The sequence below is a fragment of the Hydrogenophaga sp. RWCD_12 genome, assembly GCF_046604225.1.
In the GTDB taxonomy this organism is placed as follows: Bacteria; Pseudomonadota; Gammaproteobacteria; order Burkholderiales; family Burkholderiaceae_C; genus Hydrogenophaga.
Genome location: NZ_JBKIXC010000003.1, coordinates 190,684 through 215,910 on the forward strand (window position 1 = coordinate 190,684; position 25,227 = coordinate 215,910).

General features: G+C 67.3%; 24 protein-coding genes. 11 read left to right on the forward strand and 13 right to left on the reverse strand.

The annotated features are described in order from the left end of the window. The 12 genes from ACLIJ1_RS12850 to flhD form a co-directional block, all read right to left on the reverse strand. A complete protein-coding gene (locus ACLIJ1_RS12850) occupies window positions 1-2,436 on the reverse strand; it encodes an HAD family hydrolase (RefSeq protein WP_411365928.1) in 2,436 nt (811 codons plus the stop codon). 227 nt (window positions 2,437-2,663) lie between these two features. Beyond that, a complete protein-coding gene (locus tag ACLIJ1_RS12855; protein WP_411365929.1) occupies window positions 2,664-3,380 on the reverse strand; it encodes an RNA polymerase sigma factor FliA in 717 nt (238 codons plus the stop codon). A 5-nt stretch (window positions 3,381-3,385) separates the two neighbouring features. After that, the gene (locus tag ACLIJ1_RS12860; RefSeq protein WP_411365930.1) at window positions 3,386-4,186 is read right to left on the reverse strand and encodes a hypothetical protein; all 801 of its coding nucleotides are present in this window, start codon (window positions 4,184-4,186) and stop codon (window positions 3,386-3,388) included. Continuing rightward, window positions 4,179-5,699, reverse strand: a complete 1,521-nt coding sequence (gene flhF / locus ACLIJ1_RS12865; RefSeq protein WP_411365931.1) for a flagellar biosynthesis protein FlhF — start codon at window positions 5,697-5,699, stop codon at window positions 4,179-4,181. Before flhF ends, ACLIJ1_RS12860 begins: the two co-directional genes overlap by 8 nt. Continuing rightward, entirely contained in the window at window positions 5,696-7,780 is a 2,085-nt protein-coding gene (gene flhA / locus ACLIJ1_RS12870) for a flagellar biosynthesis protein FlhA (protein ID WP_411365932.1), read from the reverse strand. The genes flhF and flhA overlap by 4 nt, the downstream gene beginning before the upstream one ends. Continuing rightward, a complete protein-coding gene (flhB, locus tag ACLIJ1_RS12875) occupies window positions 7,777-8,937 on the reverse strand; it encodes a flagellar biosynthesis protein FlhB (RefSeq protein ID WP_411365933.1) in 1,161 nt (386 codons plus the stop codon). The genes flhA and flhB overlap by 4 nt, the downstream gene beginning before the upstream one ends. A 117-nt stretch (window positions 8,938-9,054) precedes the next feature. Continuing rightward, window positions 9,055-9,672, reverse strand: coding sequence for a protein phosphatase CheZ (locus ACLIJ1_RS12880; RefSeq protein ID WP_411365934.1), 618 nt, complete (start codon window positions 9,670-9,672; stop codon window positions 9,055-9,057). 17 nt (window positions 9,673-9,689) lie between these two features. After that, window positions 9,690-10,076, reverse strand: a complete 387-nt coding sequence (cheY, locus tag ACLIJ1_RS12885; RefSeq protein WP_411365935.1) for a chemotaxis response regulator CheY — start codon at window positions 10,074-10,076, stop codon at window positions 9,690-9,692. Window positions 10,077-10,108: 32 nt separating this feature from the next. Next, window positions 10,109-11,257, reverse strand: coding sequence for a flagellar motor protein MotB (motB, locus tag ACLIJ1_RS12890; RefSeq protein WP_411365936.1), 1,149 nt, complete (start codon window positions 11,255-11,257; stop codon window positions 10,109-10,111). Window positions 11,258-11,281: 24 nt separating this feature from the next. Next, window positions 11,282-12,142, reverse strand: a complete 861-nt coding sequence (gene motA / locus ACLIJ1_RS12895) for a flagellar motor stator protein MotA (RefSeq protein WP_411365937.1) — start codon at window positions 12,140-12,142, stop codon at window positions 11,282-11,284. Between the two features lie 158 nt (window positions 12,143-12,300). Further along, complete coding sequence (flhC, locus tag ACLIJ1_RS12900; protein WP_411365938.1) at window positions 12,301-12,840, reverse strand: flagellar transcriptional regulator FlhC; 540 nt, start codon at window positions 12,838-12,840, stop codon at window positions 12,301-12,303. A 120-nt stretch (window positions 12,841-12,960) separates the two neighbouring features. After that, on the reverse strand, window positions 12,961-13,302 hold the full coding sequence (flhD, locus tag ACLIJ1_RS12905; protein WP_411365939.1) for a flagellar transcriptional regulator FlhD: 342 nt from the start codon (window positions 13,300-13,302) through the stop codon (window positions 12,961-12,963). Between the two features lie 487 nt (window positions 13,303-13,789). Between flhD and ACLIJ1_RS12910 the strand changes: the two genes are divergently transcribed. From ACLIJ1_RS12910 to ACLIJ1_RS12925, 4 genes are all read left to right on the forward strand, one after another. Next, a complete protein-coding gene (locus ACLIJ1_RS12910; RefSeq protein WP_411365940.1) occupies window positions 13,790-14,617 on the forward strand; it encodes a flagellin in 828 nt (275 codons plus the stop codon). A gap of 146 nt (window positions 14,618-14,763) precedes the next feature. Continuing rightward, the gene (gene fliD, locus ACLIJ1_RS12915; RefSeq protein ID WP_411365941.1) at window positions 14,764-16,179 is read left to right on the forward strand and encodes a flagellar filament capping protein FliD; all 1,416 of its coding nucleotides are present in this window, start codon (window positions 14,764-14,766) and stop codon (window positions 16,177-16,179) included. A gap of 123 nt (window positions 16,180-16,302) precedes the next feature. Next, window positions 16,303-16,737, forward strand: coding sequence for a flagellar export chaperone FliS (fliS, locus tag ACLIJ1_RS12920; RefSeq protein ID WP_411365942.1), 435 nt, complete (start codon window positions 16,303-16,305; stop codon window positions 16,735-16,737). Window positions 16,738-16,739: 2 nt separating this feature from the next. Continuing rightward, window positions 16,740-17,033: a flagellar protein FliT gene (locus ACLIJ1_RS12925; protein WP_411365943.1), complete on the forward strand. Its 294-nt coding sequence runs from the start codon at window positions 16,740-16,742 to the stop codon at window positions 17,031-17,033. A gap of 112 nt (window positions 17,034-17,145) precedes the next feature. Here ACLIJ1_RS12925 and fliE read toward each other — a convergent pair whose 3' ends face one another. Beyond that, window positions 17,146-17,472: a flagellar hook-basal body complex protein FliE gene (gene fliE / locus ACLIJ1_RS12930; protein ID WP_411365944.1), complete on the reverse strand. Its 327-nt coding sequence runs from the start codon at window positions 17,470-17,472 to the stop codon at window positions 17,146-17,148. Window positions 17,473-17,656: 184 nt separating this feature from the next. Here fliE and fliF point away from each other — a divergent pair, with 184 nt between their 5' ends. The 7 genes from fliF (at window position 17,657) to fliL (ending at window position 25,209) form a co-directional block, all read left to right on the forward strand. Continuing rightward, window positions 17,657-19,339 carry a flagellar basal-body MS-ring/collar protein FliF gene (fliF, locus tag ACLIJ1_RS12935; protein ID WP_411365945.1) on the forward strand — a complete coding sequence of 561 codons (1,683 nt, stop codon included), beginning with the start codon at window positions 17,657-17,659 and terminating at the stop codon, window positions 19,337-19,339. Window positions 19,340-19,372: 33 nt separating this feature from the next. Continuing rightward, window positions 19,373-20,368 (forward strand): flagellar motor switch protein FliG, encoded by a 996-nt coding sequence (gene fliG, locus ACLIJ1_RS12940; RefSeq protein ID WP_411365946.1) that lies wholly within the window; start codon window positions 19,373-19,375, stop codon window positions 20,366-20,368. Beyond that, window positions 20,352-21,074 (forward strand): FliH/SctL family protein, encoded by a 723-nt coding sequence (locus ACLIJ1_RS12945; protein ID WP_411365947.1) that lies wholly within the window; start codon window positions 20,352-20,354, stop codon window positions 21,072-21,074. The genes fliG and ACLIJ1_RS12945 overlap by 17 nt, the downstream gene beginning before the upstream one ends. A gap of 25 nt (window positions 21,075-21,099) precedes the next feature. After that, the gene (gene fliI, locus ACLIJ1_RS12950; RefSeq protein WP_411366401.1) at window positions 21,100-22,539 is read left to right on the forward strand and encodes a flagellar protein export ATPase FliI; all 1,440 of its coding nucleotides are present in this window, start codon (window positions 21,100-21,102) and stop codon (window positions 22,537-22,539) included. Further along, window positions 22,536-23,006 (forward strand): flagellar export protein FliJ, encoded by a 471-nt coding sequence (gene fliJ / locus ACLIJ1_RS12955; protein WP_411365948.1) that lies wholly within the window; start codon window positions 22,536-22,538, stop codon window positions 23,004-23,006. Before fliI ends, fliJ begins: the two co-directional genes overlap by 4 nt. Further along, the gene (locus ACLIJ1_RS12960; RefSeq protein WP_411365949.1) at window positions 23,003-24,448 is read left to right on the forward strand and encodes a flagellar hook-length control protein FliK; all 1,446 of its coding nucleotides are present in this window, start codon (window positions 23,003-23,005) and stop codon (window positions 24,446-24,448) included. Before fliJ ends, ACLIJ1_RS12960 begins: the two co-directional genes overlap by 4 nt. Window positions 24,449-24,606: 158 nt before the next feature. Beyond that, window positions 24,607-25,209: a flagellar basal body-associated protein FliL gene (gene fliL / locus ACLIJ1_RS12965; RefSeq protein WP_411365950.1), complete on the forward strand. Its 603-nt coding sequence runs from the start codon at window positions 24,607-24,609 to the stop codon at window positions 25,207-25,209. Window positions 25,210-25,227 lie beyond the last annotated feature (18 nt).

Sequence of the window (25,227 nt, forward strand, 5' to 3'; positions counted from 1 at the left end):
TCAGGCCGCGAGCGGTTCGACGCGGCTGGCGGCGCCTTCGGCGGCCCGGTCGCTGGCGGTGGCTTCGACCCGGACCAGCGGTCGGTAGACCACCCGCACGAGGAAGCGGCCGTGGTCCTTGGGCGCACAGGCGGGGAGGAACAGCATGGCCCCAGGGCTGCACTGCAGCAGGCCACCCGGTTGCGCGCTGACGCCGTCGAACAAAACGTCCCTGCCGATCGCCAGCGGGAAGGTCTCGCACGATTCGGCCATCGAGACCTTGCACACCGACTCGATCTGCAGCCACTGGTAGCGGTGGCCCAGCAGCACACTCATGTCGAACGAAGAACTCATCGGCAGCGAGGCGCTGAAATAGCCGTCGTGCGTCGCATGGGCCTCGACCACGCCCAGCGAGTGGTCGGTGGCGTTGGCCACGAGCGCCGGCACCGTCTCGCGGCGCAGGCTGGCGTCGCTGGTGGAGAGCCCGTAGCCATAGCGCTGCAGCGACATCAGCGTGATCGCCAGCGAGATGTCCATGTGGCGCAGCTCCATCGGGTAGCTGATGCGCAGGCGGGTGAAGTCGCGGTTCATCAGCGCAAAGCCTTCGCGGCGGAACTCTTCCAGCCCGGTCTCCAGGTCGGCGGTGGCCAGCATCAGGTCGGTGCCCAGGTTGAAGTCGAACTCGAAGGCCGAGAGGCATTCGGTCTCCTGCGCATCGGGCAGGTAGATCAGGCGGCCGAGATCGGCCACCACCTGGCGCGCCAGCTCGAGTCGGTCGGCGGCGGGCTTGCAGCGCGGCGGCACCGCCGCCACGTCGTGCACGAAGCGCAGGCAGGCGTCCTGCATGCGGTCGACCGTGGCCGACTGCATGGCTTTGGCGCCCGAAGCGCCGTACACCGGCGCACCGTCGTCGGTGTAGTCCACCGTCGAGGGTTCGGCCATGGTGCACATCATCTCGAACAGGCCGATGTAGGCGGTCAGCGCAACCATCAGGCGCTCGTCGGCCCAGTCCGGACCGATCAGGCCCTCGCGGTCGACCTGCCCGGGCAGCGAACGGCTGGCGATCAGGTACAGACCGTGCAGGCGCACGCCGTATTCGTCCTGGAAGATCTCGCGCAGCCGGGTCTGCACCGTGCCGCTGTAGCCGAGGTCGACGAACACCAGGGTGTCGCCGCGCTGCACGCCGGTCGCGCGTTGCACGTGCGTCCACAGGCGGGCGCGAAACTGTGCCGACGCTTCGAAGATGGAGCGCAGCGTGTCTTCGCGCAGCACGCGGCGCGCGAAGGCGTCTTCCGGACGGCTGGCGTTGCGGCTCTCCGCGAGGATGGACTCGGCCAAGGCCGGCGGCAGCAGCAACTGACGTGTCAGCGCCGGCATGCTCTTTTCCGACAGCGACCCCGCCAGCAGGTTCACCACGTCGTCGCGCTCGCGCAGGGAAGCGGCGTTGGCGGTGAAGCGCGAGAGCCGCAGCAGCGGCCATGCATCACCGGTGAGCGCCTGCATGGCGCGGGCTGGCAGGTGGCCGTCGCGCAGCAGGAAGGCCGCCTTCACCGGCGCGCCGTCGGCCGCCAGGGCTGCAACCCGCTCGCGCACCCAGGTGGCGAATGCATGCATGACCGGCCCCAGCGTGCCGTAGCCGATGCGGTCGCGCACGTCGGCGGCCATGAAACCGTGGCGGGTGGCCAGCTGGGCGTGGAAGCTGCTGGGCATCGCGGCGCTGCGGTGGATCTCCGGCATCAGCTGCAGCGCCGCGCGTTCGCGCTGCTCCAGCTGGGCCACCACCGCCGGCACGTGGTGGCGCAGATGCACCCCGACCATGCCCTGCTGCTGCGGCGCCCACAGGTCGGCCTTCGGGTTGTCGCCCAGATGCCAGACCTGGGCGGGCTTGAGCTTTTCGCGCTGCAGCACCACGCCAAACATGCCGTTGACCTTGGAGCCTCCGCACTCGCTGGAGCAGTGCACCTGGGCAATGAGTCTGTGCTCGTCGCCCATCAGCGCGGCCAGCAGTTCTCGCAGCTGCACGTGGGAAAAATAGGTGTCGCTGACCACGATCACGCGCAGGCCGCGCGCTTGCGCCGCGCGGATCAGCGCCAGGGTCGGCTCGAAGACGAAGCCATGCGCCTTTTCCGCCTCCAGCTCCAGCGCCACCCAGGGCGCGCGCTCGGTCTCGCTCAGGGCGGGCAGCAGTTCGCGGTAGATCTCCTCGATGCTCACCTCGCGCGTGCGGGCCAGCAGGTGTTTGCGTCGGCGCGCGGCGTCCTCGGCCTTGGCGCGCAGCGGCGCGGTGATGCCGTGGGCCTGCCAGAGCGCCGAATCCTGCAGCGCGAAGAAGACGTCGGTGGGTTTGGCGACCTTGCGCCAGACGATGGTGTCGAAGCAGTCCAGCGACAGCACACGCACACCCTTGGGCACGGCGTCCAGCAGCGTGGGCAATCGGTCGGCGGTGATCTCGGTCATGGTGAACAGTCCGTCTCTGGGGCGATGTGGCCACTGTAGGCAGCCACGCCGCAGGCAAAGGGCCGATCACCGGGCCCCCGACCCGCCAGTTCACCGGATTGGAGCGTGGGGCAGCGACCCGCGCAGCGGCGGCGCATGGGGGCGACGAATTCAGCGCCGGGCCGCCCCAAGCTGAATTCGCACCCCCTCGGGGGGCAGCGACCCGCGCAGCGGCGGAGCGTGGGGGTTCAGTGCTCGCGCAGCTTGGAACGCAGGCGGGCGATCGACTGGCTGTGCAGCTGGCAGATGCGCGACTCGGTCACGCCCAGCACTGCCGCAATTTCCTTCAGGTTCATGTCGTGCTCGTAGTACATCGACATGATCTGCTGCTCGCGCTCGGGCAGGTTCTTGATCGCCTCGACCAGGGCCATGCGCATGCGCTGGTCCTGCAGCAGCGAGGACGGGTCGGCCTCGTTGTCGCCCATGTGGCGGTCCAGGAAACCTTCTTCATCGTCGTCGCGGCCGCTGATGTCTTCGAGGTAGACCAGCTGGGTGCCGCGCACCTTGGCCAGCATGTGCTGGTAGTCGGGCAGCGTCATGCCCAGCTCCTTGGCGATTTCCGATTCCATTGGCGCCCGGTGCAGCTTCTGCTGCAGGCGGTGCACTGCCTGTTCGATGTCTTTCTGGCTCTTGCGCGAGCCGCGGCTCATCCAGTCGCCTTCGCGCAACTCGTCGAGCATGGCGCCGCGGATACGCTGGCTGGCAAAGGTCTCGAACTGCACGCCCTGCGTGGGTTCGAATCGCGCGATGGCTTCGGTCAACCCGATCATGCCGACCTGGATCAGGTCGTCGACCTCGACACTGGGTGGCAGCTTGGCGATCATGTGATGGGCCAGGCGCCGCACCAGCGGGCTGTACTTGCGCAGCTGGTCGTCGCGGTTGAGGGTGCCTTTGGCGGTGTACATCGTCGTCAGCTCCAGAGTTGGGAACCAGCGCCCAGGAAGGGCGATCCCGGTCCGGCGTACCGCGCGTCGCGCAGTCCTTGGGAGGTGTCGGGCCGCTGCGGCCGGCCCAGGGCGCACTCCTGCACGCCGGTCGCCCACACGAGCGGATTCCAGCGTTCCACGTCAATGCCCAGGTGTTTGCGAGCGCAGTCGGTCACGCCGGCCAACACCGGGTGCACCGGCGGCTGCGCCCGTTCGTGGTCCAGCGGCGCAAGCACCGGGGTGGCACCCGCCATGTGCAGCAGCTTGATCGCGCCGTAGGCGTCGACGCTGGCCTGTGGCCAGGGCAGCACAGGCACCAGCACGCGGGCCGAAAGGTTGCTCACCAGCGGCGCCAGTGCGTGGGCCGGGCCGAACATCAGCAACAGGGCTTCGGGTGCGAAGGGCGAGAGCAGTCGCGAGAGCGCGACCGCGCCACCGGCGGCCAGCGCCGTCTGCTGCAGGGTCTTGAGGCCCAAGGCAGCGGGCATCACCAGCCATTCGTGGCCTTCGCCCGGTTGACCCAGGCCCGAGATCGAGCCATCGGTCAGTGCGTGCTGCAGGCCCAGGTGGCTGCCGTCGTTGTCGCGGCGTGCGCTGGCTTCGGTGGCGGTCGCATCGACGATCACTGGCAGGTAGCCCAGGCCCTTGAGCTGCATCGCCAGCAGGCACAGCAGTTCGTAGGCGCCGGCGGGCTGCGCCGGGCTGGCGATCGGCATCATGGCCGGACCGCGCCGCGGTGCGGAGGTGCGCAGGCCGGCGGCCTGGTCGGTGCCGATCTCAAACATGCGAGCCTCCCAAATGCACGCCTTGCGTCGCACCCTGCGAGAAGTAGAAGCCCATCTCGGTGGCCAGCGGGTCGTAGGCCGACTTGCCTTCGGTGCCCAGCGAGATGCGGACCATGGTCGCGGCGTCGGGGTTCTGCCAGTCTTCGGGCACGCGCTGGCCGTTGGCGACGCCGCGCAGCACCACCTGGTGGCGGATCAGGGCGTCGATCGCCGGGCCGAGCTTGACGGCTTCGTCGACCTTGGAGAGCACCACCCCGTGCAGCGTGCTGGCCTTGAACGAGGTCAGCACATCGTCCAGCGTGTCGCCGTGAGCGCCCGCGTTGAGCACCAGCACTTTCTTGACGGCGGGCATGTCCAGCACGTCGAGCATTTCCTGGATGCGCTGGTCGCGCTGACCCAGGCCGGCGGTGTCGATGATGACCATGCGCTTGCCCGAGAGCAGATTCAGCAGGTCCTTCAGCGCGGCGCGGTCGTGCGCCAGGTGGGCGACGACACCGAGCATGCGGCCGTAGGTGCGCAGCTGCTCGTAGCCCGAGACGCGGTAGGTGTCCAGCGTGATCAGGCCGACGCTGGCAGCGCCGTACTGGCGCACGCACTGGGCGGCGAGCTTGGCGGCGGTGGTGGTCTTGCCGACGCCGGTGGCACCGATCAGGGCAACCACGCCGCCCTCGTCGCACAGGCTGGCACCGTTGGGTGCGGTCTTGAGGTTGCGGGTCAGGGTGTCCATCACCCAGCGCACCGCCTGCGGGGCGCCCGAGTCGGCCGGAATGCGGTCGAGCACGGTGCGGGCGATCGCGGGCGAGTAGCCGGCGCGGATCAGCTTGAGCATCAGGTTGGACTGGATCGGGTTCTGCTTGGACGAACCCAGCCAGGCCAGGGTGTTGAAGCGCTCCTCGATCATTTCCTTGAGCGCGGAGAGTTCGACCGCCATGCGCTGGTCACCCATCTGGGGGGCGGCCATGCGCGGGGCCTTCGGGGCAGCGTCTTCCCAGGTCGGCGCGGGTGCCGGTGCACGGGTGCGGATCGGTGCCGGTTCGGGGTCGGCCATCTGCAGGCGCGGTGCAGGACGCGAGGGCGCCATCGTGGCCGGAGCGTGGGCTGGCATCGGGGTCGGCGCGGGGGCGCGCGGCGCGGCCATGCGTGGCGCCGGGGCAGGTGCTTCTTCTTCGGGCATGCCCATTTCGGCGCGGCGCTTGCGCAGCATGCGTTCGCGCACATATTCCTGGAACGACAGCGTGCTCATCGCCATCTGTTCGGTGTCGTTCTGCACCGAGTCGGCGAAGGCCGGTGCCTGGGCGGCGGCGCGGGTGCGGATCGGCTGCATGCGCTCGCTGCGTTCGGGCGCGGCGGGTGCGGGGCTGATCGACGCCAGGCTCTCTTCGGCCGCGGCCATCACCTCGAAGCCGTCGTCGGTGGCGCGGCTGGAGAGGATCACGGCGCTGTCGCCGAAAGCGTTGCGGGCCTTGGCCATGGCTTCGCGCGAGGTCGACGCGGTGAATCGCTGGATGTTCATGCTGCAAGCTCCCCAAGAATCGGGCCGATGCGGATCAGGTGGGTTTCAGGAATTTCGCTGTGGGCCAGGACCTGCAGGCGCGGCGCGGCGCGGCGCAGCAGGCGGGCCATGGCGTTGCGGATGGCGTCGGGCACCAGCAGACAGGCGGGCACACCCTTTTCTTCCTGGCGGTTGGCGATGTCGGCGGCCGACTTCGAGAGCGTCTCGGCCACGCCGGGGTCCAGCGCGCCGGCGCCGTTGCCGGTCAGGGCCTGCATCAGCAGACGCTCCAGGCCGGGTTCGATCGCGATGACTTCCAGTTCCTTGACGGAACCGCCGTAGATCTGCTGGACGATGGCCGGCGACAGGGCGGTGCGCACGCGGCGCGCCAGTTCGACCGGGTCGGTGCTGGCACCAGCGTGTTCGGCCAGCGATTCGATGATGGTCCGGATGTCGCGCACGTGCACCGACTCTTCCAGCAGCAGCTGCAGCACTTTCTGGAAGGTGGCAATGGAGACCATTTTCGGCACGACTTCTTCGATCAGTTTCGGGGCCAGGCGGGTCACGTGTTCGACCAGTTCCTGGGTCTCCGTCCGGCTCAGCAACTTGGCGGCCTGGACTTGCATCAAGTGTGAAAGATGGGTGGCCAGCACAGTCTCGGAATCAACCACCGTAAAACCCGCCATTTGCGCGTGTTCCCTTTGCTTCTCGTCGATCCAGTGCGCCGGCAGGCCAAACGCGGGGTCGGTGGTGGGGGTGCCGATCAGCGGTGTGCCGATGCCGCCCGGGTCGATCGCCAGGAACATGCCGGGGAACACCTCGCCCTCGCCCACCACCACGCCACGCAGGGTGATGCGGTAGCCGCTGGGGCGCAGCTCCAGGTTGTCGCGCACGTGCACCGCCGGCGGCAGGAAACCGACTTCCTGCGCGAACTTCTTGCGCACGCCCTTGATGCGGGTGAGCAGGTCGCCCTGGCGGTTCTTGTCGACCATGGCGATCAGGCGATAGCCCAGCTCCAGGCCCAGCAGGTCGACCGGCTGCAGGTCGTCCCAGGTGGCTTCGCCGTCGCTGGTCGGCGCGGGCGGCTGCTCGACCACCGGCGGCCGCCGCTCTTCCTGCAACCGCCACCAGGCCAGGCCACCCATCAACAGCGCAAAGGTCAGGAACACCACGTGCGGCATGCCGGGCACGATGCCCAGCAGGAACAGCACCGCGGCGGTGATGCCGGTCACGCGGGAAGACATGAACATCTGGCCGATCAGCTGGTTGCCGAGGTCCACATCCTTGCCCACGCGCGAGACCACCATGGCGGCGGCGACCGAGATCAGCAGGCCGGGGATCTGCGCCACCAGCGCGTCACCGACGGCCAGCAGGATGTAACTGTCGGCAGCCTCGCCGGCGGACAGCCCGTGCTGCACCACACCGATGATCAGTCCGCCGACGATGTTGATGAACAGGATCAGGATGCCGGCGATCGCGTCGCCGCGCACGAACTTGGAGGCACCGTCCATCGAGCCGAAAAACTCGGCTTCTTCGCCCACTTCCGCGCGGCGGCGGCGGGCTTCCTTCTCGTCGATCAGGCCGGCGCCCAGGTCGGCGTCGATCGCCATCTGCTTGCCGGGCATGGCGTCCAGGGTGAAGCGGGCCGACACCTCGGCGATGCGCTCCGAGCCCTTGGTGATCACCACGAAGTTGATCACCACCAGGATCGCGAACACGATGAAACCGACCGCGAAGTTGCCGCCGATCAGGAAGTGGCCGAAGGCCTCGATCACCGCACCGGCCGCGCCCGGACCGGTGTGGCCGTGCATCAGCACCACCCGCGTGGAGGCCACGTTCAGCGACAGCCGCAGCAGCGTCGTCAGCAGCAGCACTGTCGGAAAGACCGAGAAGTCCAGCGGACGGCGCATGTAGGCCGCCACCATCATCACCACCAGCGCGGTCGCGATGTTGAGCGTGAAGAAGGTGTCGAGTACCCAGGGCGCCAGCGGCAGCACCATCATCGACAGCACGGTGATGACCAGCAGCGGTGCGGCCAGCCCGTGGGCGACGGCGGCGTGGCGTCCGAACCACTGCTGCAGGAATTTCAGTTGGGCGTTCATTCAGCGGCTCCCGGGGTGGCGGGTTTCTTCCAGTGCGGATCGAGTTCCTTGGGCACTTCCGGCTGCGGCGGATCGCCGGGCATGGCGCCGCGACCCGCGAGGGCGGCGCGCAGCTGGTAGACGTAGGCCAGCACCTGGGCGACCGCCGTGTAGAGCGCCGACGGAATCTCCTGGTCCAGCTCGGAGTGGGCGTACAGCGCGCGCGCCAGCATGGGCGACTGCAGCACCGGGATCTTGTGTTCCTTGGCCACATCGCGGATGCGCAGCGCGAGCAGGTCGGCGCCCTTGGCGATCACGCGCGGCGCGGTCATGGTGGCGTCGTCGTACTGGATCGCCACGGCGTAGTGGGTCGGGTTCATCACCACCAGGTCGGCCTTGGGCACGGCACCGATGCTCAGGCGGTTGGCCAGCTCGCGCTGGCGGCGCCGGCGCTGTCCCTTGACGTGCGGGTCGCCTTCGTTTTCCTTGTGTTCGCGCTTCACTTCCTCGAGCGACATGCGCAGCCGCTTGGCATGCAGGAATTTCTGCATCGGGAAGTCGATCGCCGCAAACACCAGCACCACCACCAGCAGGATGCCGACGCCGGCGCGCATCCACAGCCCCAGCTGGCCCAGACCGCTTTCCAGCGGCTGCATCATCAGGCTGGCGAAGGCACTGACGTGCGACGAAAGGAACTGCCAGCCCACCGCGCCGACCACGATGGTCATGACCATCAGCTTGGCGGTCTCGAAGACCTGCTGCATCGAAAACAGGCGCCCGATGCCGTCGAAGGGATTCACGCGCGAGAGGTCGGGCATCAGGCTGTGGGTGGTCAGGGTCCAGGCGCCGGACGCAAAGGCCGACCCCAGCACCAGCACCAGCATCACCGCGCCCAGCGGCAGGAACAGCCACAGGCCGAGCGTGAGACAGGCCTGCAGGTATTCGAGCAGCAACTCCGGCTTGAGCAGGGAGGCGTGATCAAACCGCAACTGGGTCTGCAACCCGTCCCGCAGGCGGCCGAACCCCGCCGGCAGCAGGAACATGACCAGCACGGCGCCGCCACCGAGCACCACCAGGTTGGTCAGTTCCTTGGAACGCGGAATCTGACCTTCCTGGCGTGCCTTCTTCAGGCGGTGCGCGGTCGCCGGTAAATTCTTGTCCGAGCTGGAGGAAGACATCGATCTGACTCAACGGGGGGGTTGGTCAGATTGTGGAAGTCGGGTCGAAAGACGAAAGCACGAAAAGGCGGTGAAGCACCGCCCTATTCCCCCAGCGAAAACCGGTGGAGTGCGGGCCTAGAAGCCCAGGGAAGCCAGCAGGTCGTCGACGTCCTTCTGGTCGGCCACCACATCGGTGCGGCCTTCGGTGCTGACCACGGGACCTTCGAGGGCATTGATGTCGTAGGCCTTGTCCTGTCCGGGGGTGCCGGAAGGCGCCGACTGCAGCAGCAGGCCCAGCAGCTGTTCCTCGATGGTGCCGGCCAGCTGCACCACGCGGGCGATCACCTGGCCGGTGAGGTCGTGGAAGTCCTGGGCCATCATGATCTCGGTCAGGCGCGCGTCGCTCTTTTCGCTCAGGGCGACCACGTCCTTCGACCAGTTCAGCAGCTCGGGCATGGCCCGGGACAGCCCCGGCACGGCGGCGATGGTGGCCGACAGCTGGCGACCACGCTCGGCAATGATCTCCTGCTCGGACTTGGCGCCCTCGACATGGTTGAGCACCTTTTCCGCCGCTTCACCGGTCAGGCGGGCGATGTATGAGAGACGGCTCTGCGCGTCGGGCAACTGGTCGACCGTGCCCTTGAGCTTGTCGGCAAAGCCGAGCTCCTTGAGGGCATCGTGCAACTGGCGCGTGATCACACCCAGTTGCTGGAACATTTCCGGATTGCCCGGGCTGTTGGTGCTCGGTGACATGGCGGCTCCCGATTGGCTCAGAGGCCGAGTTTCTTGAAGATGTTGGCGAGCTTGTCTTCCAGCGTGGCCTTGGTGAACGGCTTGACGATGTAGCCCGCCGCGCCGCCCTGCGCCGCCATCACGATGTCTTCCTTGCGCGCCTCGGCTGTCACCATCAGGACCGGCAGGTGCTTGAGCGCCTCGTCCTTCTTGATCTCGGCCAGCAGCTGGAAGCCGTTCATGTTGGGCATGTTGATGTCGCTGACAACGAAGTTGAAGTTGCCGTTGCGCAACTTGTTCAGCGCGACCGCCCCATCCTCCGCCTCGTCGGCGTCGGTGTGTCCGATCTCCTTGAGCAGGTTGCGCACGATGCGGCGCATGGTGGAGAAGTCGTCAACGATCAGGAATTTCATCGGGGTGGACATGGTGAGGTCTCCGGTCAGGAAACAATGGCGATTCAGCGGGGCTTGATGGGCCCGGCCTCTTCCCTGGGTTTCGGCACTTCTGCCAGTTTCTGAAGGTCGGGCAGCCCAAGGGGCATGCGCCGGGCGGGGGCGGGAACGGTTTCGGCGACCGGTGCGGCCTGCGCGGCAGGTGCAGCAGGCGGCGCCTGGTTCACCGGCGGGGGCGCCGGGGAGACGGGAGCGGGGGCGGGCATGGCTGCAGCGGCCGGTTCGACCGGTGCTGCCGCCGCCACCGGTGCGGGCGCAGGCGCGGCATGGGGCACGGTGGCACCGTCGCCCTTGGGCGCCATGCGCTCCTCGGCCTCGCGCGTCATGACCAGAATGCTGATGCGCCGGTTGATCGCCGCGGCGGGCTGGGTCGGCTCCAGCAGCCGGCTGGAGGCCAGCCCCTCGATGCGCGCGATCTTGTCGTCCGGCAGTCCGCCAGACACCAGCTCGCGCCGCGACGCGTTCGCCCGGTCGGCCGAGAGCTCCCAGTTGCTGTAGCCGCGGTCGCCGCTGCCATAGGGCGTGGCGTCGGTGTGGCCGGACAGCGTGAGCCGGTTCTCGATGTCGCCGAGCGCCGAACCGATCTCGCGCAGGATGTCGCGCATGTAGGGTTTGACGATGGCGCTGCCCGAATCGAACATGGGCCGCGCCTGGTCGTCGACGATCTGGATCTGCAGGCCGTCGGGCGTCTGCTCCATGCGGATCTGCGCCCCGAACTCCGCCAGCGCCTGGTTGCTGGAAATCATCTCGTTGATCTTGGACTGCAGCGCGTCGATGCGCATCTTGTCCTGGCGCGCCAGCTCGGCCCGCGCCATCTGGGCGCCGACCTCCTTCACGGCCCGCTCGGCGTCGCCGCCGTCGACCTGGCCGGCGGCCTTGGACAGGTCACGTCCGCCACCGGGCAGGATGCTGTCGCTGTTGCCCGAGCCGTCGCCGCCCATCAGGGCGACCTTGAACGGTGTGTTGAAGAATTGCGAGATGCCCTGCAGGTCGCCCTTGGCGGTCGAACCCAGCAGCCACATCAGCAGGAAGAAGGCCATCATGGCCGTCACGAAGTCGGCGTAGGCAATCTTCCACGCGCCACCGTGCGCCGCATGCCCGCCCTTCTTGACGCGCTTGACGATGATCGGCTGTAGTTTTTTCCCGTCGGCCATGAAGCAGCTCCCGCGCTCCGCGCGTTACTTCTTGCCCTTGACGTGGCCTTCGAGCTCCGAGAAGCTGGGGCGCACGTCGGAGAACAGCACCTTGCGACCGAACTCGATCGCGGTCGACGGGGCGTAGCCCTGCATCGAGGCCAGCAGCGTGGTCTTGATGCACTGGAATTCCTTGGAGGCTTCTTCGACCTTCTGCTCCAGCAGGCCGCCCAGCGGCTCCACCACGCCATAGGCCATCAGAATCCCCAGGAAGGTACCGACCAGGGCCGAGCCGATCATGCCGCCGAGCACCGCCGGCGGCTGGCCCACCGAGCCCATGGTGTTCACCACACCGAGCACGGCGGCCACGATCCCGAAGGCTGGCAGGCCACCGGCCAGACGACCGATCGCCGCGACCGGCGCGTGGGCCTCCTGGTGATGGGTCTCGATTTCGGCGTCCATCAGCGATTCGATCTCGTGCGCGTTGAGGTTGCCCGAGACCATCATGCGCAGGTAGTCGGTGATGAACTCGGTCACGTGGTGGTCGGTGCCCACGGTCGGGTACTTCTTGAACAGCGGCGACTGGTCGGGGTTCTCGACATCCTGCTCGATCGCCATCAGGCCTTCCTTGCGGGCCTTCTGCAGGATGTCGAACTGCAGCGCCAGCAGTTCCATGTAACGGGCCTTGGTGTACTTGCTGCCCTTGAAGCACTGGCCCAGACCGGCGGCCGAGGCCTTGACCACCTTCATCTGGTTGTTCATCACGAAGGCACCGAGCGCCGCCCCGAGGATGGTGGTGATTTCAAACGGCAAGGCGTGCAACACCACGCCGATGTTGCCGCCGTGGGCGATGAAGACACCGAAGATGCAGGCCATCGAGACCAGAAAACCGATGATCACGAACATGGTGGAACCCTGTACAAAGAGAGGAGCCGCCGCACACTGTGGCGCCGACCCGTGAATGCCTTTTCTATCGGTCCAACTCTAGGGGTGATTGAGGAGGCCCATGAACGCAAAAAGGACCCTCGCAAGGGTCCTTTTCGGCGTTTGGGGAAACGGCGGGTTCAGTGCAGGCGCAGTCCACCCGAGGCACTGCCCTTGCCGGCGCGGGCCGGTGGCTCGCACAGGCCGCAGACGAAACTCTTGGCGTTTTCGTACGGCTCAGTCACGAAGTGGCCGCCGCAGCAGGAGCACTTGGTCAGCGTCAGCATGCCGTTGTCCACGAACTTCACCAGGCGCCAGGCGCGGGTGACGGAGAGCAGGGGTTCGATCGCGCTGGCCTGCATCTGCTCGCTGTAGAGGCGGAAGGCCTTGATCACGGTATCGATCTCTTCCAGGTCGCTGGTCTTGGAGAGGTACTCGTGGATGTTCAGGAACAGCGAGGCGTGGATGTTGGGCTGCCAGGTCAGGAACCAGTCGGTCGAGAAGGGCAGCTGACCCTTGGACGGCGACTTGCCGGCCACTTCCTTGTACAGACGCAGCAGCCGCTCGTACGACAGGCTGGTCTCGTACTCCAGCACCTGCAGACGGGCGCCCAGCTGGATCAGGGCCACGGCGCGTTCAATGTCGCGGGACTCGTTGAGGATGCTTTTTGCGGTGGCCATGAGGTGCTCCAGAGAAGAACGAGAGAAGGGTTTTCAACCGAGGGCGCCGGGGAACCGGCTCCGCCGGGCCTCCAGCGCCGCCCCCGGGGGGTGACGCCGCAGGCGGCGCGGGGGGGCCAATCAATGCGTGGTATTGGCCATCGACTCGGCGAAGCGGCCGGCCATCAGGATGCTGGCGTGCAGCTGGGTCGTGGTGGCGTTGTCGACCTTCTTGACGTTGTGGCTGGTCAGCAGGTTCCACACCAGGTCGTCGTCCACACGGAAGCGGCACAGCAGCATGTTGCTCGAAGCGATCTTCAGCAACTGCGCGGTCGACAGCATGCCCAGCAGGTCAGCGGCCTCTTCGGTCAGACCCAGGCGGTACAGCGCTTCGGCGCGGTCCTTGCGGATCAGGTTCTGCGCCAGCATCAGATAGGTCAGATTGGCTTCGCGGATTTCGGCCAAGAGTTGTTCGCTGTCCATGTCGTTTCTCCTTCGGTGTCCTGTCGGCGGTGCGGGCGGGGTGCTTACATCTGCTGACTTGATGTGTGTAATTGTGTCGACCGTAAAAAAATCTTGAATCGGGAAATGGCTGTTCGGTCTGTCGGCGCCCGCCCGACACCGTGTCGGATTTCTTCCTACATCTTTGGTGTTCATTTGCATCCGGCCTGTGCGCACGTGATGCACCGCTGCCGCACGTCCTAAGGCAGGAACAGCGGCGCACATGCCTTGCTTATTTCAGCGATCCGGTGTAGGCCGGGGCTAAAGAATATGTCGGGGCCACCGAAAAGCTTCTCAACGAACTTCTAAAAGGTTCGTCGTCCGGCAAGCAACGCGGCGAGACGGCAATCGGTCCCCAAGGGCCATCCGGCTTGCTGCAATGGGCACCGGTCATGGCGGCCCTCCGCAAGGGGGGCGTTGAGATCGGCAGAGATGCCGGATTACCTTTGTCCAACTTTAGGAGTTAAACATGAGCAGCACCATCAACACCAACGTGCAATCGCTGAATGCACAACGCAACCTGAACGCTTCGAGCGCATCCCTGTCGACCTCGATGCAGCGCCTGTCTTCCGGCCTGCGCGTCAACAGCGCCAAAGACGACTCGGCCGGCCTGGCCATCGCCGAACGCATGAACGCCCAGGTCAAGGGCATGAACGTGGCCATCCGCAACGCCAACGACGCCATCTCCCTGTCGCAGACCGCTGAAGGCGCTCTGGGCAAGGTCGGTGACTCGCTGCAGCGCATGCGCGAACTGGCTACCCAGTCGGCCAACGCCACCAACTCCACCAGCGACCAGGCCAACCTGGACGCCGAGTACCAGGAGCTGGCCAAGGAAGTGACCCGCGTGCTGACCGGCACCAAGTTCAACGGCACCGACCTGCTCTCCACCGCCGCCACCCTGAACTTCCAGGTCGGCGCCAACAACGTTGCAACCGACCAGATCGACATCGCCACCGGTGACCTGACCGCCGGCGCTGGCATCACCGCTGTGGTCGGTGGCGACATCACCTCGGCCGCCAATGCCAAGGCCGCCATGGACGACCTGGACGACGCGATCGACGAGATCACCACCGCCCGCGCCGGCTTTGGTGCCGGGCAGAACCGCTTCGAGTCGGTGATCTCCAACCTGCAGATCGCTTCGGAGAACACGGCGGCATCCCGCGGTCGCATCATGGACGCTGACTTCGCCACGGAAACGGCCAACCTCTCGCGAGGCCAGATCCTGCAGCAGGCCGGCACCGCGATGATTGCCCAGGCCAACCAGCTGCCCCAGGGCGTGCTGTCCCTGCTGCGTTGATCGGTCGACCGGCAGCGTCACACCCCCGGGTGTGACGGGCCGCAGCGGTGGCAGCGTCCTGCTGCCCCGCTGCGCTCCCGTTTCCAGCGGGATGCACAGACCGCATGCCTTTGCGTGCGGTGCGTCCATCCTGAACGAGGTCCACCATGGCCACCATCTCTTCTCCAGGCATCGGCAGCGGACTCGACGTCCAGAGCATCGTCACCCAGCTGGTGGCGCTGGAGAAAGCGCCGCTGACCCAGCTCAAGACGCAGGCCACTTCGCTGCAGACCCGGATGTCGACCTACGGCACCATCAAGTCGCAGGTCTCTGCGCTCGGCGACGCCGCCAGCAAGCTCTCGACCAGCAAAGGCTGGAATGCGGTCACCGCCACTTCGTCCAACAGCGCCGCCGTCGGTGTGACCGCTTCGTCCGGAGCGCCGGCCAGTTCCTTTTCCATTTCCGTCCAGCAACTGGCCAAGGCCCAGTCGACCGCTTCGTCGGCCGTCGCGGCAGACACCGCCATGGGCACCGGCAGCATGACCATCGAGCTGGGCAGCTGGAGCGGCAACGCCTTCACGGCCGGCAGCGGCACACCCGTGACGGTCACCATCGGCTCGGGCGAAGACACCCTGGCCAAGATCGCCGCCAAGATCAACGACGCCAATGCGGGCGTGAGCGCCACGGTGCTCAAGGACGCCTCGGGCGAACGCCTGCTCATGCGCTCCAAGGACACAGGCGCCACCACCGGGTTTCGCGTCTCCGTCACCGACGACGACACCAACAACACCGATGCCTCGGGCCTTTCGCGCCTGGCCTATGCGGCCGGCAACGCCAACGGCATGTCGCAGACACAGGCGGGGCAGAATGCCCTGGCCACCGTCAACGGCGTGTCGATCAGCTCGACCAGCAACAAGCTCTCGAACACCCTGCCCGGCCTGACACTGCAACTCTCGCAGGTCACCACCGCACCGGTCGAGGTCGACGTAAGCACCGACCTGGAGGCCATCCGCACCAACGTGCAGGCCTTCATCGACAACTACAACACCCTCAACAGCACCATCGCGAACGCCACGCGCTACGACGCGAGCACCAAGGTCGCGGGCGCCCTGCAAGGCGACTCGACCGCGACCGGCCTGCAGAACGCGCTGCGCAGCATGATGCGTTCGGTCACGTCCAGCACGCCGTTCTCGCGCCTGTCCGACATCGGCATCGAGATGCAGACCGGCGGCAAGCTCACGCTCGACAGCGAAAAGTTCGACGCGGCGCTGGACAACCTCGATGGCCTGAAATCGCTCTTCACCGCCAGCACTGGCTCGGCCACCACCGAAGGCTTCGGCCTCAAGGTCAAGACCTTTGCCGAAGGCCTGGTCGACTCCGATGGCCTGCTGAGCAACAAGACCAACTCGATCCAGAGTTCGATCAAACGCAACACCGCCGAGCAGGACCGGGTCAACGACCGCGCCTCGCGGGCCGAGGTCCGCTACCTGGCCCAGTACAACGCCATGGACGCAGCGGTGGCCAAGCTCAACGGCCTGAATTCGTTCGTCAGCCAGCAGATCACGATGTGGAACAAGGCCTGACGAACTGTCGCCTGCAAGTGCTTGATAACCCCGAGTTTTTCCCACCAGATGTCGATCGCAAAAACTACAGTCCCCGCAGCAGGTGCCGATACAGATAAGCATCAGCCACAAGGAATCGACACCATGTTCACTTCTGCCAGCACACGCGCTGCATCGGTCTACAAAAGGGTTGCCGCAGAGACCAGCGTCCAGGGCGCAGACCCGCACCAGCTGGTCGACCTGCTGTTCGACGCACTGCTGCAATCGCTGGCATCGGCCCGCGGCGCCATCTCCCGTGGCGACATCCCGGCCAAGGGCCTGGCCATCAGCAAGGCCGTGCGCATCATCGAAGAAGGCCTCAAGGCGGGCCTGAACGTGCGCGGCGGAGGCGACCTGGCGCTGAACCTGCAGGCGCTCTACGAGTACAGCATCCGCCGCCTGACGCTGGCCAACCTGCGCAACGACGCCGCCCCGCTGGAAGAAGTCACCCGCCTCATCGAGCCGGTGGCCCAGTCGTGGAAACTCATCCGGGGCCCGGGCCCCGCCTACCTGCAGCCCGTCTCGGGCCGGGGAGTCTGATCATGGAGCACAGCTTGCTGGACTACTACAAAGCCATCGAGAACGCCAGTCAGCGCATGCTCGAAGCCGCGCGCAGCGAGAACTGGGACCAGATCATGCATCTCGAAGGTACCTGCGCCGTGCTGATCGCCCAGCTGCGCCACAAGTCGCGCAACCTGCAGCTCGCCCCCGAAGAGCGCAAGGAAAAGGCCCGCATCATGCAGCGCATCCTGCGCACCGACGCCGAGATCCGCTGCCTGGCCGAGCCCTGGCTGAACGATCTCGAACAACTGATGGACACCAAGCAGGTCCATTGAGGGCACCCCTCCGGAGCGCAGTGCCTGTGTCGAGGATGCGGCGGAACCGGCTCCGCCGGGCCGCTCGCATCGCCCCCCGGGGGGTGACGCCGCAGGCGGCGCGGGGGGAGTGTCAAACACTCATATTCATGATGTCTGTGTAGGCCTGGACCATCCGGTTGCGGACGTTCAAGGTGGCCTGGAAGCCGATCTGGGCCTTCTGCATGGCCAGCATGGTTTCTTCCAGGCTGACGTTCGGATTGCCCTTCTGCACTTCCATCTGCAGGCTGCTGGCTTCGTTCTGCGCCTTGCTCACCGACTGCAGTGCGGTCTTGAAGTTGTCGGCAAACCCGCTGCCGACCCCGCCTACCCCGGCGGACGAGCCTGCGCCGCGTGCCGACGCGCTGCGGCCGACGCCGGTGGCGGCCTGGCTGTTCAGGGCATTGATTCGAAGGTCCATGGCGGTGTCCTTTCAGGCGGGCGGAAACGGAATCCAATCGTAGGGATTGGCCGGTTTTTCCGGGTCGGGAACAGGGGGGGAAAGTCCGCCCTTTTCATGGCTATGCGCGGGAGAGCGGAACCGGATACTCGGTCGCAACAGGGGTGATTTCCCCTCTTGAGACCCACTTCCAAGCCCTTCCGCCATGAGCAACGCCGTCGCCGAACTGGACCTGCCGCCCGACCAACGCAGCGCACTCAGCGCCGGTCTGTCGAAACTGGACAAGTCGCAAAAGATCAAGCTCGGCCTGGGTGCCTTCGGCCTGCTGGCGATCGCCATCGCCCTCTTCTTCATGGGTCAGCAGCCCGACTGGAAGATCCTCTACAACAACCTCAACGACAAGGACGGCGGGGCCATCATCGCGCAGCTGACGACGATGAACGTGCCCTACAAGTACACCGAGGGTGGCGGCGCCATCATGGTGCCGTCGGACAAGGTGCACGACACCCGCCTGCGCCTGGCCTCGCAGGGTCTGCCCAAGGGTTCGGTCAACGGTTTCGAGCTGATGGAAACCAACCGCTTCGGCATGACGCAGTTCCAGGAGCGCCTGACCTTCCAGCGCGGCCTGGAAGGCGAACTCACCCGCTCGATCCAGTCGCTCTCGTCGGTGCAGGCCGCGCGCGTGCACCTGGCGCTGCCCAACCAGAACGGCTTCTTTCGCGAGCAGCAGAAGCCCAGCGCCTCGGTGCTGCTGACCCTGCACCCCGGCCGCACGCTGGACAAGGCGCAGATCGCGGGCATCGTGCACCTGGTCGCCGCCAGCGTGCCCGAGATGAACCCCAAGGCGGTCAGCGTCGTCGACGACGCCGGCACCCTGCTCTCGGCCAGCCCCGACCAGTCGGCCCAGGGCGCCGACCTGCAGAAGCTGCAGTACACGCAGCAGATCGAGCAGCTCTACACGCGCCGCATCCTGGACATGATCGAGCCGCTGGTCGGCGTCGGCAACGTCAAGGCCCAGGTCAGCGCCGACGTCGACTTCTCGCTGGCGGAAGCGACCTATGAGCAGCACAAGCCCAATCAGGGCGCCGACACCGCCGTCGTGCGCAGCCAGCAGACCGTCGAGGACGGCACCCCGCCGCAGGCCAAGCCGGCCGGCGTGCCCGGCGCCACGACCAACCAGCCGCCAGCCACCGGCACCGCCCCGGTCAACGGCGCCGCCGCCCCGCTGGGTGTCGCCAGCAACGGCGACAAGGCCGGCACCATGCGCAAGGAATCGGTCACCAACTACGAGATCGACAAGACGGTGCGCACCGTGCGCGAGTCCAGCGGCACCGTCAAGCGCCTGAGCGCCGCCGTGGTGGTCAACCACCGCAGCAGCACCGATGCCAAGACCGGCAAGGCCACCACCACGGCGATCCCGCCCGAGCAGATCGAGCAGATGACCGCGCTGGTGCGCGAGACCATCGGCTTCAACAAGGACCGCGGCGATTCGGTCAACGTGGTCAACGCCGTCTTCAACATCGCCAAGCCGGTCGAAGAGCCGCCGGTGGCCTGGTGGAAGCAGCCGGAGAACATGGAGCTGGCACGCAGCCTGGCCTGGCCGCTCGGCGGACTGGGCGTGGCACTGCTGATCCTGATGGGTCTGGTGCGCCCGGGCATGAAGGCCCTGAAGACGCCGGCCAAGACCCCGTTGACCCCGGTCGTGCCGCAGCTCGACGCCCTGGTCAACGAGACGCCCGAGCGCCCGGGCCTGCCGGTGCCCGCCATCAACAACGAACCGACTCCCGAGCAGGTGCGGCTGGCCGACGCCAAGCGCCTGGCGCTGGAGAACCCGATCGCCGTGGCCAACATCGTCAAGGGTTGGGTCAACGGCGAGCAGCCGGCCTGACCGTCCACCCATTCACGCGACAGAGAAATCCAAATGGAAGACCAGGGTATCCAGGACGCCGCCATCTTCCTCATGTCCATCGGTGAGGAAGAAGCCGCCGAAGTGTTCAAGCACCTCTCGCCCAAGGAAGTGCAGAAGCTCGGTGAAACCATCGCCGCCATGCGCACGGTCTCGCGCGACCGTGTCGAGCAGGTGATGGGCAAGTTCACCGACGAAGCCGCCTCGCAGAGCCTGCTGGTCTCGGACACCAACAACTACGTCAAGTCGGTGCTCAAGCGCGCCCTGGGCGACGACAAGGCCTCGCTGCTGATCGACCGCATCATGCAGGGCAGCGACGTCTCGGGCATCGAAAGCCTGAAGTGGATGGACCCGCAGTCGATCGCCGAACTGCTGCGCAACGAGCACCCGCAGATCATGGCCGCCATCCTGGTCCACCTGGACAGCGACCTGATCGCGGGGGTGCTCAAGCACCTGACCGAGCGCATGCGCAACGAGGTGATGCTGCGCATCGCCACCCTCGAAGGCATCCAGCCGACCGCCCTGAACGACCTCAACGAGGTGCTCTACAAGGTGCTGGCCGGCGGCGACAAGGTGCGCAAGACCTCGCTGGGCGGGGTGCAGACCGCGGCCGACATCCTCAACATGCTGGGCACGGCCATCGAAGGCACCGTCATCGAATCGATCCGCGAACAGGACGCCGATCTCGCCCAGAAGATCACCGACAAGATGTTCACCTTCGAAGACCTGCAGAAGCTGGACAACAAGTCGGTGCAGATGGTGCTCAAGGAAGTGTCGACCGACATGCTGGTCATCGCGCTCAAGGGCTCCAGCAGCGAGCTCAAGGAACTCATCCTGGGCAACATGTCCAGCCGCGCGGCCGAAGGCTTGCGCGACGACCTCGAATCGCGCGGCCCGGTGCGGCTGTCCGAGGTCGAGGGCCAGCAGAAGGAAATCCTCAAGATCGTGCGCCGCCTGTCCGACGAAGGCACGATCGTGATCGGCGGAGGTGGCGATGACGGCTTCGTCTAAGGCGACGCCCAAGACCAGCCCGCACTCGCGCTTCATCCCGCGCGAGGAGATCGACGCCGTTTCGGCCTGGCGCTTTGCCGCCGTGGACGGCAGCGACGAGCTGCCCCCACCCGTGGAGTCCGAGCCGGAGCCGGAACCGAACCTGCTGCTGGAGCAGGCGGTCGCCGAGGCCCGTCAGCAGGCCTTTGCCGACGGCTTCGCCCACGGCCACGACGCCGGCGGCAAGGAAGTGCGCGATGCGCTCGAGGCCGCGATGCGCCGCAGCACCGAAGAGACCGGCGCTCGCCTGGGCCAGCTGCTGCACAGCATGACCGACCAGCTGATCGGCTGCGAACAGAAGATTGCGCGCCAGATCCTCGACCTGGCCTGCGACATCGCGCGCCAGGTGGTGCGCCAGGAGCTGCAATCCAACACCGGCCACCTGCGCGCGGTGATCGGCGAGTCGCTGGAGCTGATCGTCGAAGACGGCCTGCCGGCCACGGTGCGCATGCACCCGGACGACCTGTCGCTGATGAAAGACGCCCTGATGGAAACGCTGGGCGAGAACGCTCCCGAGTTCGTGGCCGACGTCACGATCACCCCCGGCGGATGCCTGGTGCAGACCCCGAGCGCCATCGTCGACGCCACGGTCGAGAAGCGCTGGTCGCGCGCGGTCGGCAACCTCGGACTGGATGAACCCTGGGACGCGGAGGAAGACGATGAGTGAGCCGGACAACACTTGGGACCGGTTCATGGCCGACCTGCGCACCAGCGCCAACGTGCAGACCCCGCTGGAGGTGCGCGGCACGCTCACGCGGCTGGCCGGCCTGGTGCTCGAAGCGGTGGGCCTGCGCGTGCCGGTGGGCTCCCAATGCCTGATCGCCAACGGCAAGCGCGAACCGGTGCTGGCCGAGGTGGTCGGGTTCTCCAGCGACCGCGCCTTCCTGATGCCGGCCGGCGACACCCGCGGCCTGGCCAGCGGCGCCAGCGTCACGCCGCTGGCGCCGTTCCGACCGGTGCCACGCCTAGGCCAGGTCAACAAGGCCCCGTCTGCCGGCGACCGCGGCCTGCTGCGCCTGCCGCTGGGCCGCGGCCTGCTCGGCCGGGTGGTCGACTCGCACGGCCGCCCGATGGACCACATGGGCCCGATCACGCACGTCGACATCGAACCGATGGACCAGACGCCGCTGAACGCCATGGACCGCGACCCGGTGCGCGAACCGCTGGACACCGGCGTGCGCGCGATCAACGCCCTGCTCACGGTCGGCCGCGGCCAGCGGATCGGCCTGTTCGCCGGCTCCGGCGTCGGCAAGTCGGTGCTGCTGGGCATGATGGCCCGCTACACCAAGGCCGACGTGATCGTGGTCGGTCTGATCGGTGAACGTGGCCGCGAAGTCAAGGAATTCATCGAAGACATCCTGGGCGACGACGGGCGCAAGCGCTCGGTCGTGGTCGCCGCACCGGCCGACGCACCGCCGCTGGTGCGCATGCAGGGCGCGGCCTACGCCACGGCGATCGCCGAACGCTTCCGCGACGACGGTCTGCACGTGCTGCTGCTGATGGATTCGCTCACCCGCTACGCCATGGCCCAGCGCGAGATCGCCTTGGCCATCGGCGAGCCGCCGGCCACCAAAGGCTATCCGCCTTCGTGCTTCGCCAAGCTGCCGCAGCTGGTCGAACGCAGCGGCAACGGCCTCAACGGCAAGGGTTCGATCACCGCCTTCTACACCGTGCTGACCGAAGGCGACGACCAGCAGGACCCGATCGCCGACGCGGCCCGCGCCATCCTGGACGGCCACATCGTGCTCTCTCGCGCCCTGGCCGAATCGGGCCACTACCCGGCCATCGATGTCGAGGCCTCGGCCTCGCGCGTGATGCACAACGTCGCCAGCGCCCACCACCTGGAGCTGGCGCGCAAGTTCCGCAACAACTACTCGCGCTACATGAAGAGCCGCGACCTGATCCAGCTGGGCGCCTACGCGGCCGGCAGCGATCCCGAGACCGACCGTGCCATCGTGCTCTACCCGGGCCTGCAGCGTTTCCTGATCCAGGACATGCGCGAGGCCGCGACCATGGGCAACAGCCTGCAGCAGCTGGCCGTGGCGCTGCAGGAAGACAAGCCCAACCCGCGCGACGGCGCCGGCCTGCGTGGCCGCACCCACCACAACCCGTATGAAGGAGCCAAGGCATGAACAAGCTGCAGACACTGAACAAGGTGGTGGACCTGGCGGCCCGGCGACGCGACGACGCCCTGCAGGCGCTCGGCCAGGCCCAGCGGGAACTGCAGGCGGCGCAGGACCAGATGAACCAGCTGCGCAACTATGCCGACGAGGCCCTGTCGCGCTGGGCCACGCGCAGCACCTCGGGCGGTGTCGACGCTGCCCTGTTGCACCACCACCGCCAGTTCATGGAGAAGATCACCCACGCGATCGAGTTCCAGAAGTCGGTGCAGCGCAGCCGCGAAGAGATGGTCGAGAAGGTGCAGGCCCAGGTCTATGCGGCCGAACGCGACGTCGCCGGCCTGCGCAAATACGCCGAGCGCCAGCAGGCGGCCATCGACCACCGGGTGATGCGCCAGGAACAGAAGACCACCGACGAGATGGCGCTCACCATCCACCTGCGCCAGAGCCGCGCCCAGGCCCAGGGGCTGCGTTCATGAGCACGGCCCCCGCCTCCTCACACGCGTCCACGGCTGGTGCCGGCCACGCCGCCGGTGCACGCGCCGCGCATGCAGCCGCGCGCAAGCCCGGCGCCCACGGCACCGGCACCGACCACTTCTCGATGCTGCTGTCGCTGCTCAGCGCCAGCGATCCCTCCGGACTGCCGGCCATCATGGGCAGCGCCGACGGCAGCACCGCGCTGTCCGCCACCGACGCCCTGGCCACCGACCCGAACGCTGCCACGGCCGCCGACGGCAGCCACCTCGCCGCGGTGATGCAATGGATGGGATTGCCCCAGGGGCAGGCTGCCAAGCGCACAGCCGTCACCGATGCCGATACCGACACCGGACTCGCCGCCGCGGGAGGCCGCAGCGGCAAGGACTCCGACGCCGCCGGCATCCTGACGGGGCAGACCGGCAACGTCAGCACCCGCGCGACCGGCCAGGGCGACGCCTTGCCGGCGGGCATGCAACTTCTCGATCAGGCCGAGTCACCCGACAGCGCCACGCTCGCAGCCCTGGCCTCGACCGAAGGCGTGGCGGCCGAAACCGCGTCACCGGACCAGCTCGTCAACGCCAGCCTGGCCAACGCGACCAGCGCCACCTCAGCCCGGGCCAACCCGGGCGCCGGGCGGCTCAGCGCCCATGCCCCGGCCGGCGCGCATGCGCAGGCCAGCCCCGCCCCGTCGACCCAGGCCCTGCAACAGGCGCCGGCGTCGGTGCAGATCGATCGCCTGCAGTCCCGCGGGGACAACACCGCCACGGCCATCGCCAGCACCCGTTCGACCGTGACCCTGGACGAGCGCTTCAGCGCCACCACCCCCACGGGCGATGCCCTCGGCGCGGGCGCCGCCAGCAGCGCCGCCGCCACGGCACCGGCCTCGACCGGCGCGGGGTCTTCCGGCGGTGACCTTTCCGGCCAGACCGGTCACGGCGGCCAGGACACCAGCGCCGCCGCATCGTCCTCGGGCAACGACAGCAACCAAAGCGGCGACAGCAACCCCGACGACGGCGCCCTGTGGGCCGCCGAAGAGCGGGCGCAGAACGAAGAACGCCTGGACAGTTTCACTGCCCCCACCCTGCACGAGGCCAAGCTGCGCGTGGGCGACGATGGCAGCGATGCGATCGACATCCGGCTCTCGCTCTCCGGGCAGGAGCTCGACCTGGGCTTCCGCACCGACAGCGCCGAGGCGCGCGCCGCGCTGGCCGACCATGCCGAGGGCTCGCTGGGCGAGTTGCTGCAGCGCAGCGGGATCCAGCTCGGCGACGTCAGCGTCGGGGCCCAGAACGGCCAGGGCGCGGGCCGCGACGCCCGCCACAGCGCCGGCCGCACCACCTCCGCAGGCCGCATTGAGCGGTCCGGATCGGCGCCAGCCGACACGCCGCTCACTCCGCTGCGCCCCCGCACCGACGGCAACCGGCCGCTCGACACCTTCGCCTGAGAACCGCAAACCGGGGCCGCAGCGGCCCCGAATAGGCGGTTTTCCGGGCGCTATTCGGGGCTACGCCCAAGAGGCCGGACTCCAATAATTCCTCCACAGCCCACCGTTTCCAGCGGTGCGCACCGCCCCCCGTCGGGGCGACTTTCCGGAGGAAATCCATGTCTGCTGCCGCCGCCACCGCCGATGCCGAAGCACCGGCCAAGCCCAAGAGCAAGAAGCTGCTGTTCATCATCATCGGTGTGGTGGTGCTCGCCCTCATCGGTGGCGGCGCTGCGTTCTTCCTGATGAAGAAGAGCCACGCCGACGAAGAAGGTGCCGATGGCGCCGATGCCACGGCACACAAGGCACCGGCCCACGAGGCCAAGCCCAAGCGCGACCCCAAGGTTCCACCCACCTTCCTGCCGCTGGACGCCATGGTGGTCAACCTGGCCGATCCGGGGGGCAACCGCTTCGCACAGATGGGCATCACCCTGCAACTGGCCGACGCCCACACCGGCGACGAGATGAAGGTCTACATGCCCAGCATCCGCAACGGCATCCTGATCCTGATCTCGCAGCGCACCGCCGACGAGCTGCTCAAGGCCGAGGGCAAGGAGGCGCTCACCTACGACATCATTGCCGAGATCTCCCACGTCATGGGCTACGAATACGAGCACCCGAACGCCGAACCCGAGACCGACGCCAAGGGCAAAAAGAAGAAAAAGCGCGAAGTCAACAACCCCATCGAGGGTGTGCTTTTCTCCAGCTTCATCGTGCAATAACACCGACGCCGGTCCAAC

Bases quoted from the DNA above. Each gene is read 5' to 3' on its own strand.
- ACLIJ1_RS12850 (WP_411365928.1), bottom strand. From the start codon at position 2,436: ATGACCGAGATCACCGCCGACCGATTGCCCACGCTGCTGGACGCCGTG.
- ACLIJ1_RS12855 (WP_411365929.1), bottom strand. From the start codon at position 3,380: ATGTACACCGCCAAAGGCACCCTCAACCGCGACGACCAGCTGCGCAAG.
- ACLIJ1_RS12860 (WP_411365930.1), bottom strand. From the start codon at position 4,186: ATGTTTGAGATCGGCACCGACCAGGCCGCCGGCCTGCGCACCTCCGCA.
- flhF (WP_411365931.1), bottom strand. From the start codon at position 5,699: ATGAACATCCAGCGATTCACCGCGTCGACCTCGCGCGAAGCCATGGCC.
- flhA (WP_411365932.1), bottom strand. From the start codon at position 7,780: ATGAACGCCCAACTGAAATTCCTGCAGCAGTGGTTCGGACGCCACGCC.
- flhB (WP_411365933.1), bottom strand. From the start codon at position 8,937: ATGTCTTCCTCCAGCTCGGACAAGAATTTACCGGCGACCGCGCACCGC.
- ACLIJ1_RS12880 (WP_411365934.1), bottom strand. From the start codon at position 9,672: ATGTCACCGAGCACCAACAGCCCGGGCAATCCGGAAATGTTCCAGCAA.
- cheY (WP_411365935.1), bottom strand. From the start codon at position 10,076: ATGTCCACCCCGATGAAATTCCTGATCGTTGACGACTTCTCCACCATG.
- motB (WP_411365936.1), bottom strand. From the start codon at position 11,257: ATGGCCGACGGGAAAAAACTACAGCCGATCATCGTCAAGCGCGTCAAG.
- motA (WP_411365937.1), bottom strand. From the start codon at position 12,142: ATGTTCGTGATCATCGGTTTTCTGGTCTCGATGGCCTGCATCTTCGGT.
- flhC (WP_411365938.1), bottom strand. From the start codon at position 12,840: ATGGCCACCGCAAAAAGCATCCTCAACGAGTCCCGCGACATTGAACGC.
- flhD (WP_411365939.1), bottom strand. From the start codon at position 13,302: ATGGACAGCGAACAACTCTTGGCCGAAATCCGCGAAGCCAATCTGACC.
- ACLIJ1_RS12910 (WP_411365940.1), top strand. From the start codon at position 13,790: ATGAGCAGCACCATCAACACCAACGTGCAATCGCTGAATGCACAACGC.
- fliD (WP_411365941.1), top strand. From the start codon at position 14,764: ATGGCCACCATCTCTTCTCCAGGCATCGGCAGCGGACTCGACGTCCAG.
- fliS (WP_411365942.1), top strand. From the start codon at position 16,303: ATGTTCACTTCTGCCAGCACACGCGCTGCATCGGTCTACAAAAGGGTT.
- ACLIJ1_RS12925 (WP_411365943.1), top strand. From the start codon at position 16,740: ATGGAGCACAGCTTGCTGGACTACTACAAAGCCATCGAGAACGCCAGT.
- fliE (WP_411365944.1), bottom strand. From the start codon at position 17,472: ATGGACCTTCGAATCAATGCCCTGAACAGCCAGGCCGCCACCGGCGTC.
- fliF (WP_411365945.1), top strand. From the start codon at position 17,657: ATGAGCAACGCCGTCGCCGAACTGGACCTGCCGCCCGACCAACGCAGC.
- fliG (WP_411365946.1), top strand. From the start codon at position 19,373: ATGGAAGACCAGGGTATCCAGGACGCCGCCATCTTCCTCATGTCCATC.
- ACLIJ1_RS12945 (WP_411365947.1), top strand. From the start codon at position 20,352: ATGACGGCTTCGTCTAAGGCGACGCCCAAGACCAGCCCGCACTCGCGC.
- fliI (WP_411366401.1), top strand. From the start codon at position 21,100: ATGGCCGACCTGCGCACCAGCGCCAACGTGCAGACCCCGCTGGAGGTG.
- fliJ (WP_411365948.1), top strand. From the start codon at position 22,536: ATGAACAAGCTGCAGACACTGAACAAGGTGGTGGACCTGGCGGCCCGG.
- ACLIJ1_RS12960 (WP_411365949.1), top strand. From the start codon at position 23,003: ATGAGCACGGCCCCCGCCTCCTCACACGCGTCCACGGCTGGTGCCGGC.
- fliL (WP_411365950.1), top strand. From the start codon at position 24,607: ATGTCTGCTGCCGCCGCCACCGCCGATGCCGAAGCACCGGCCAAGCCC.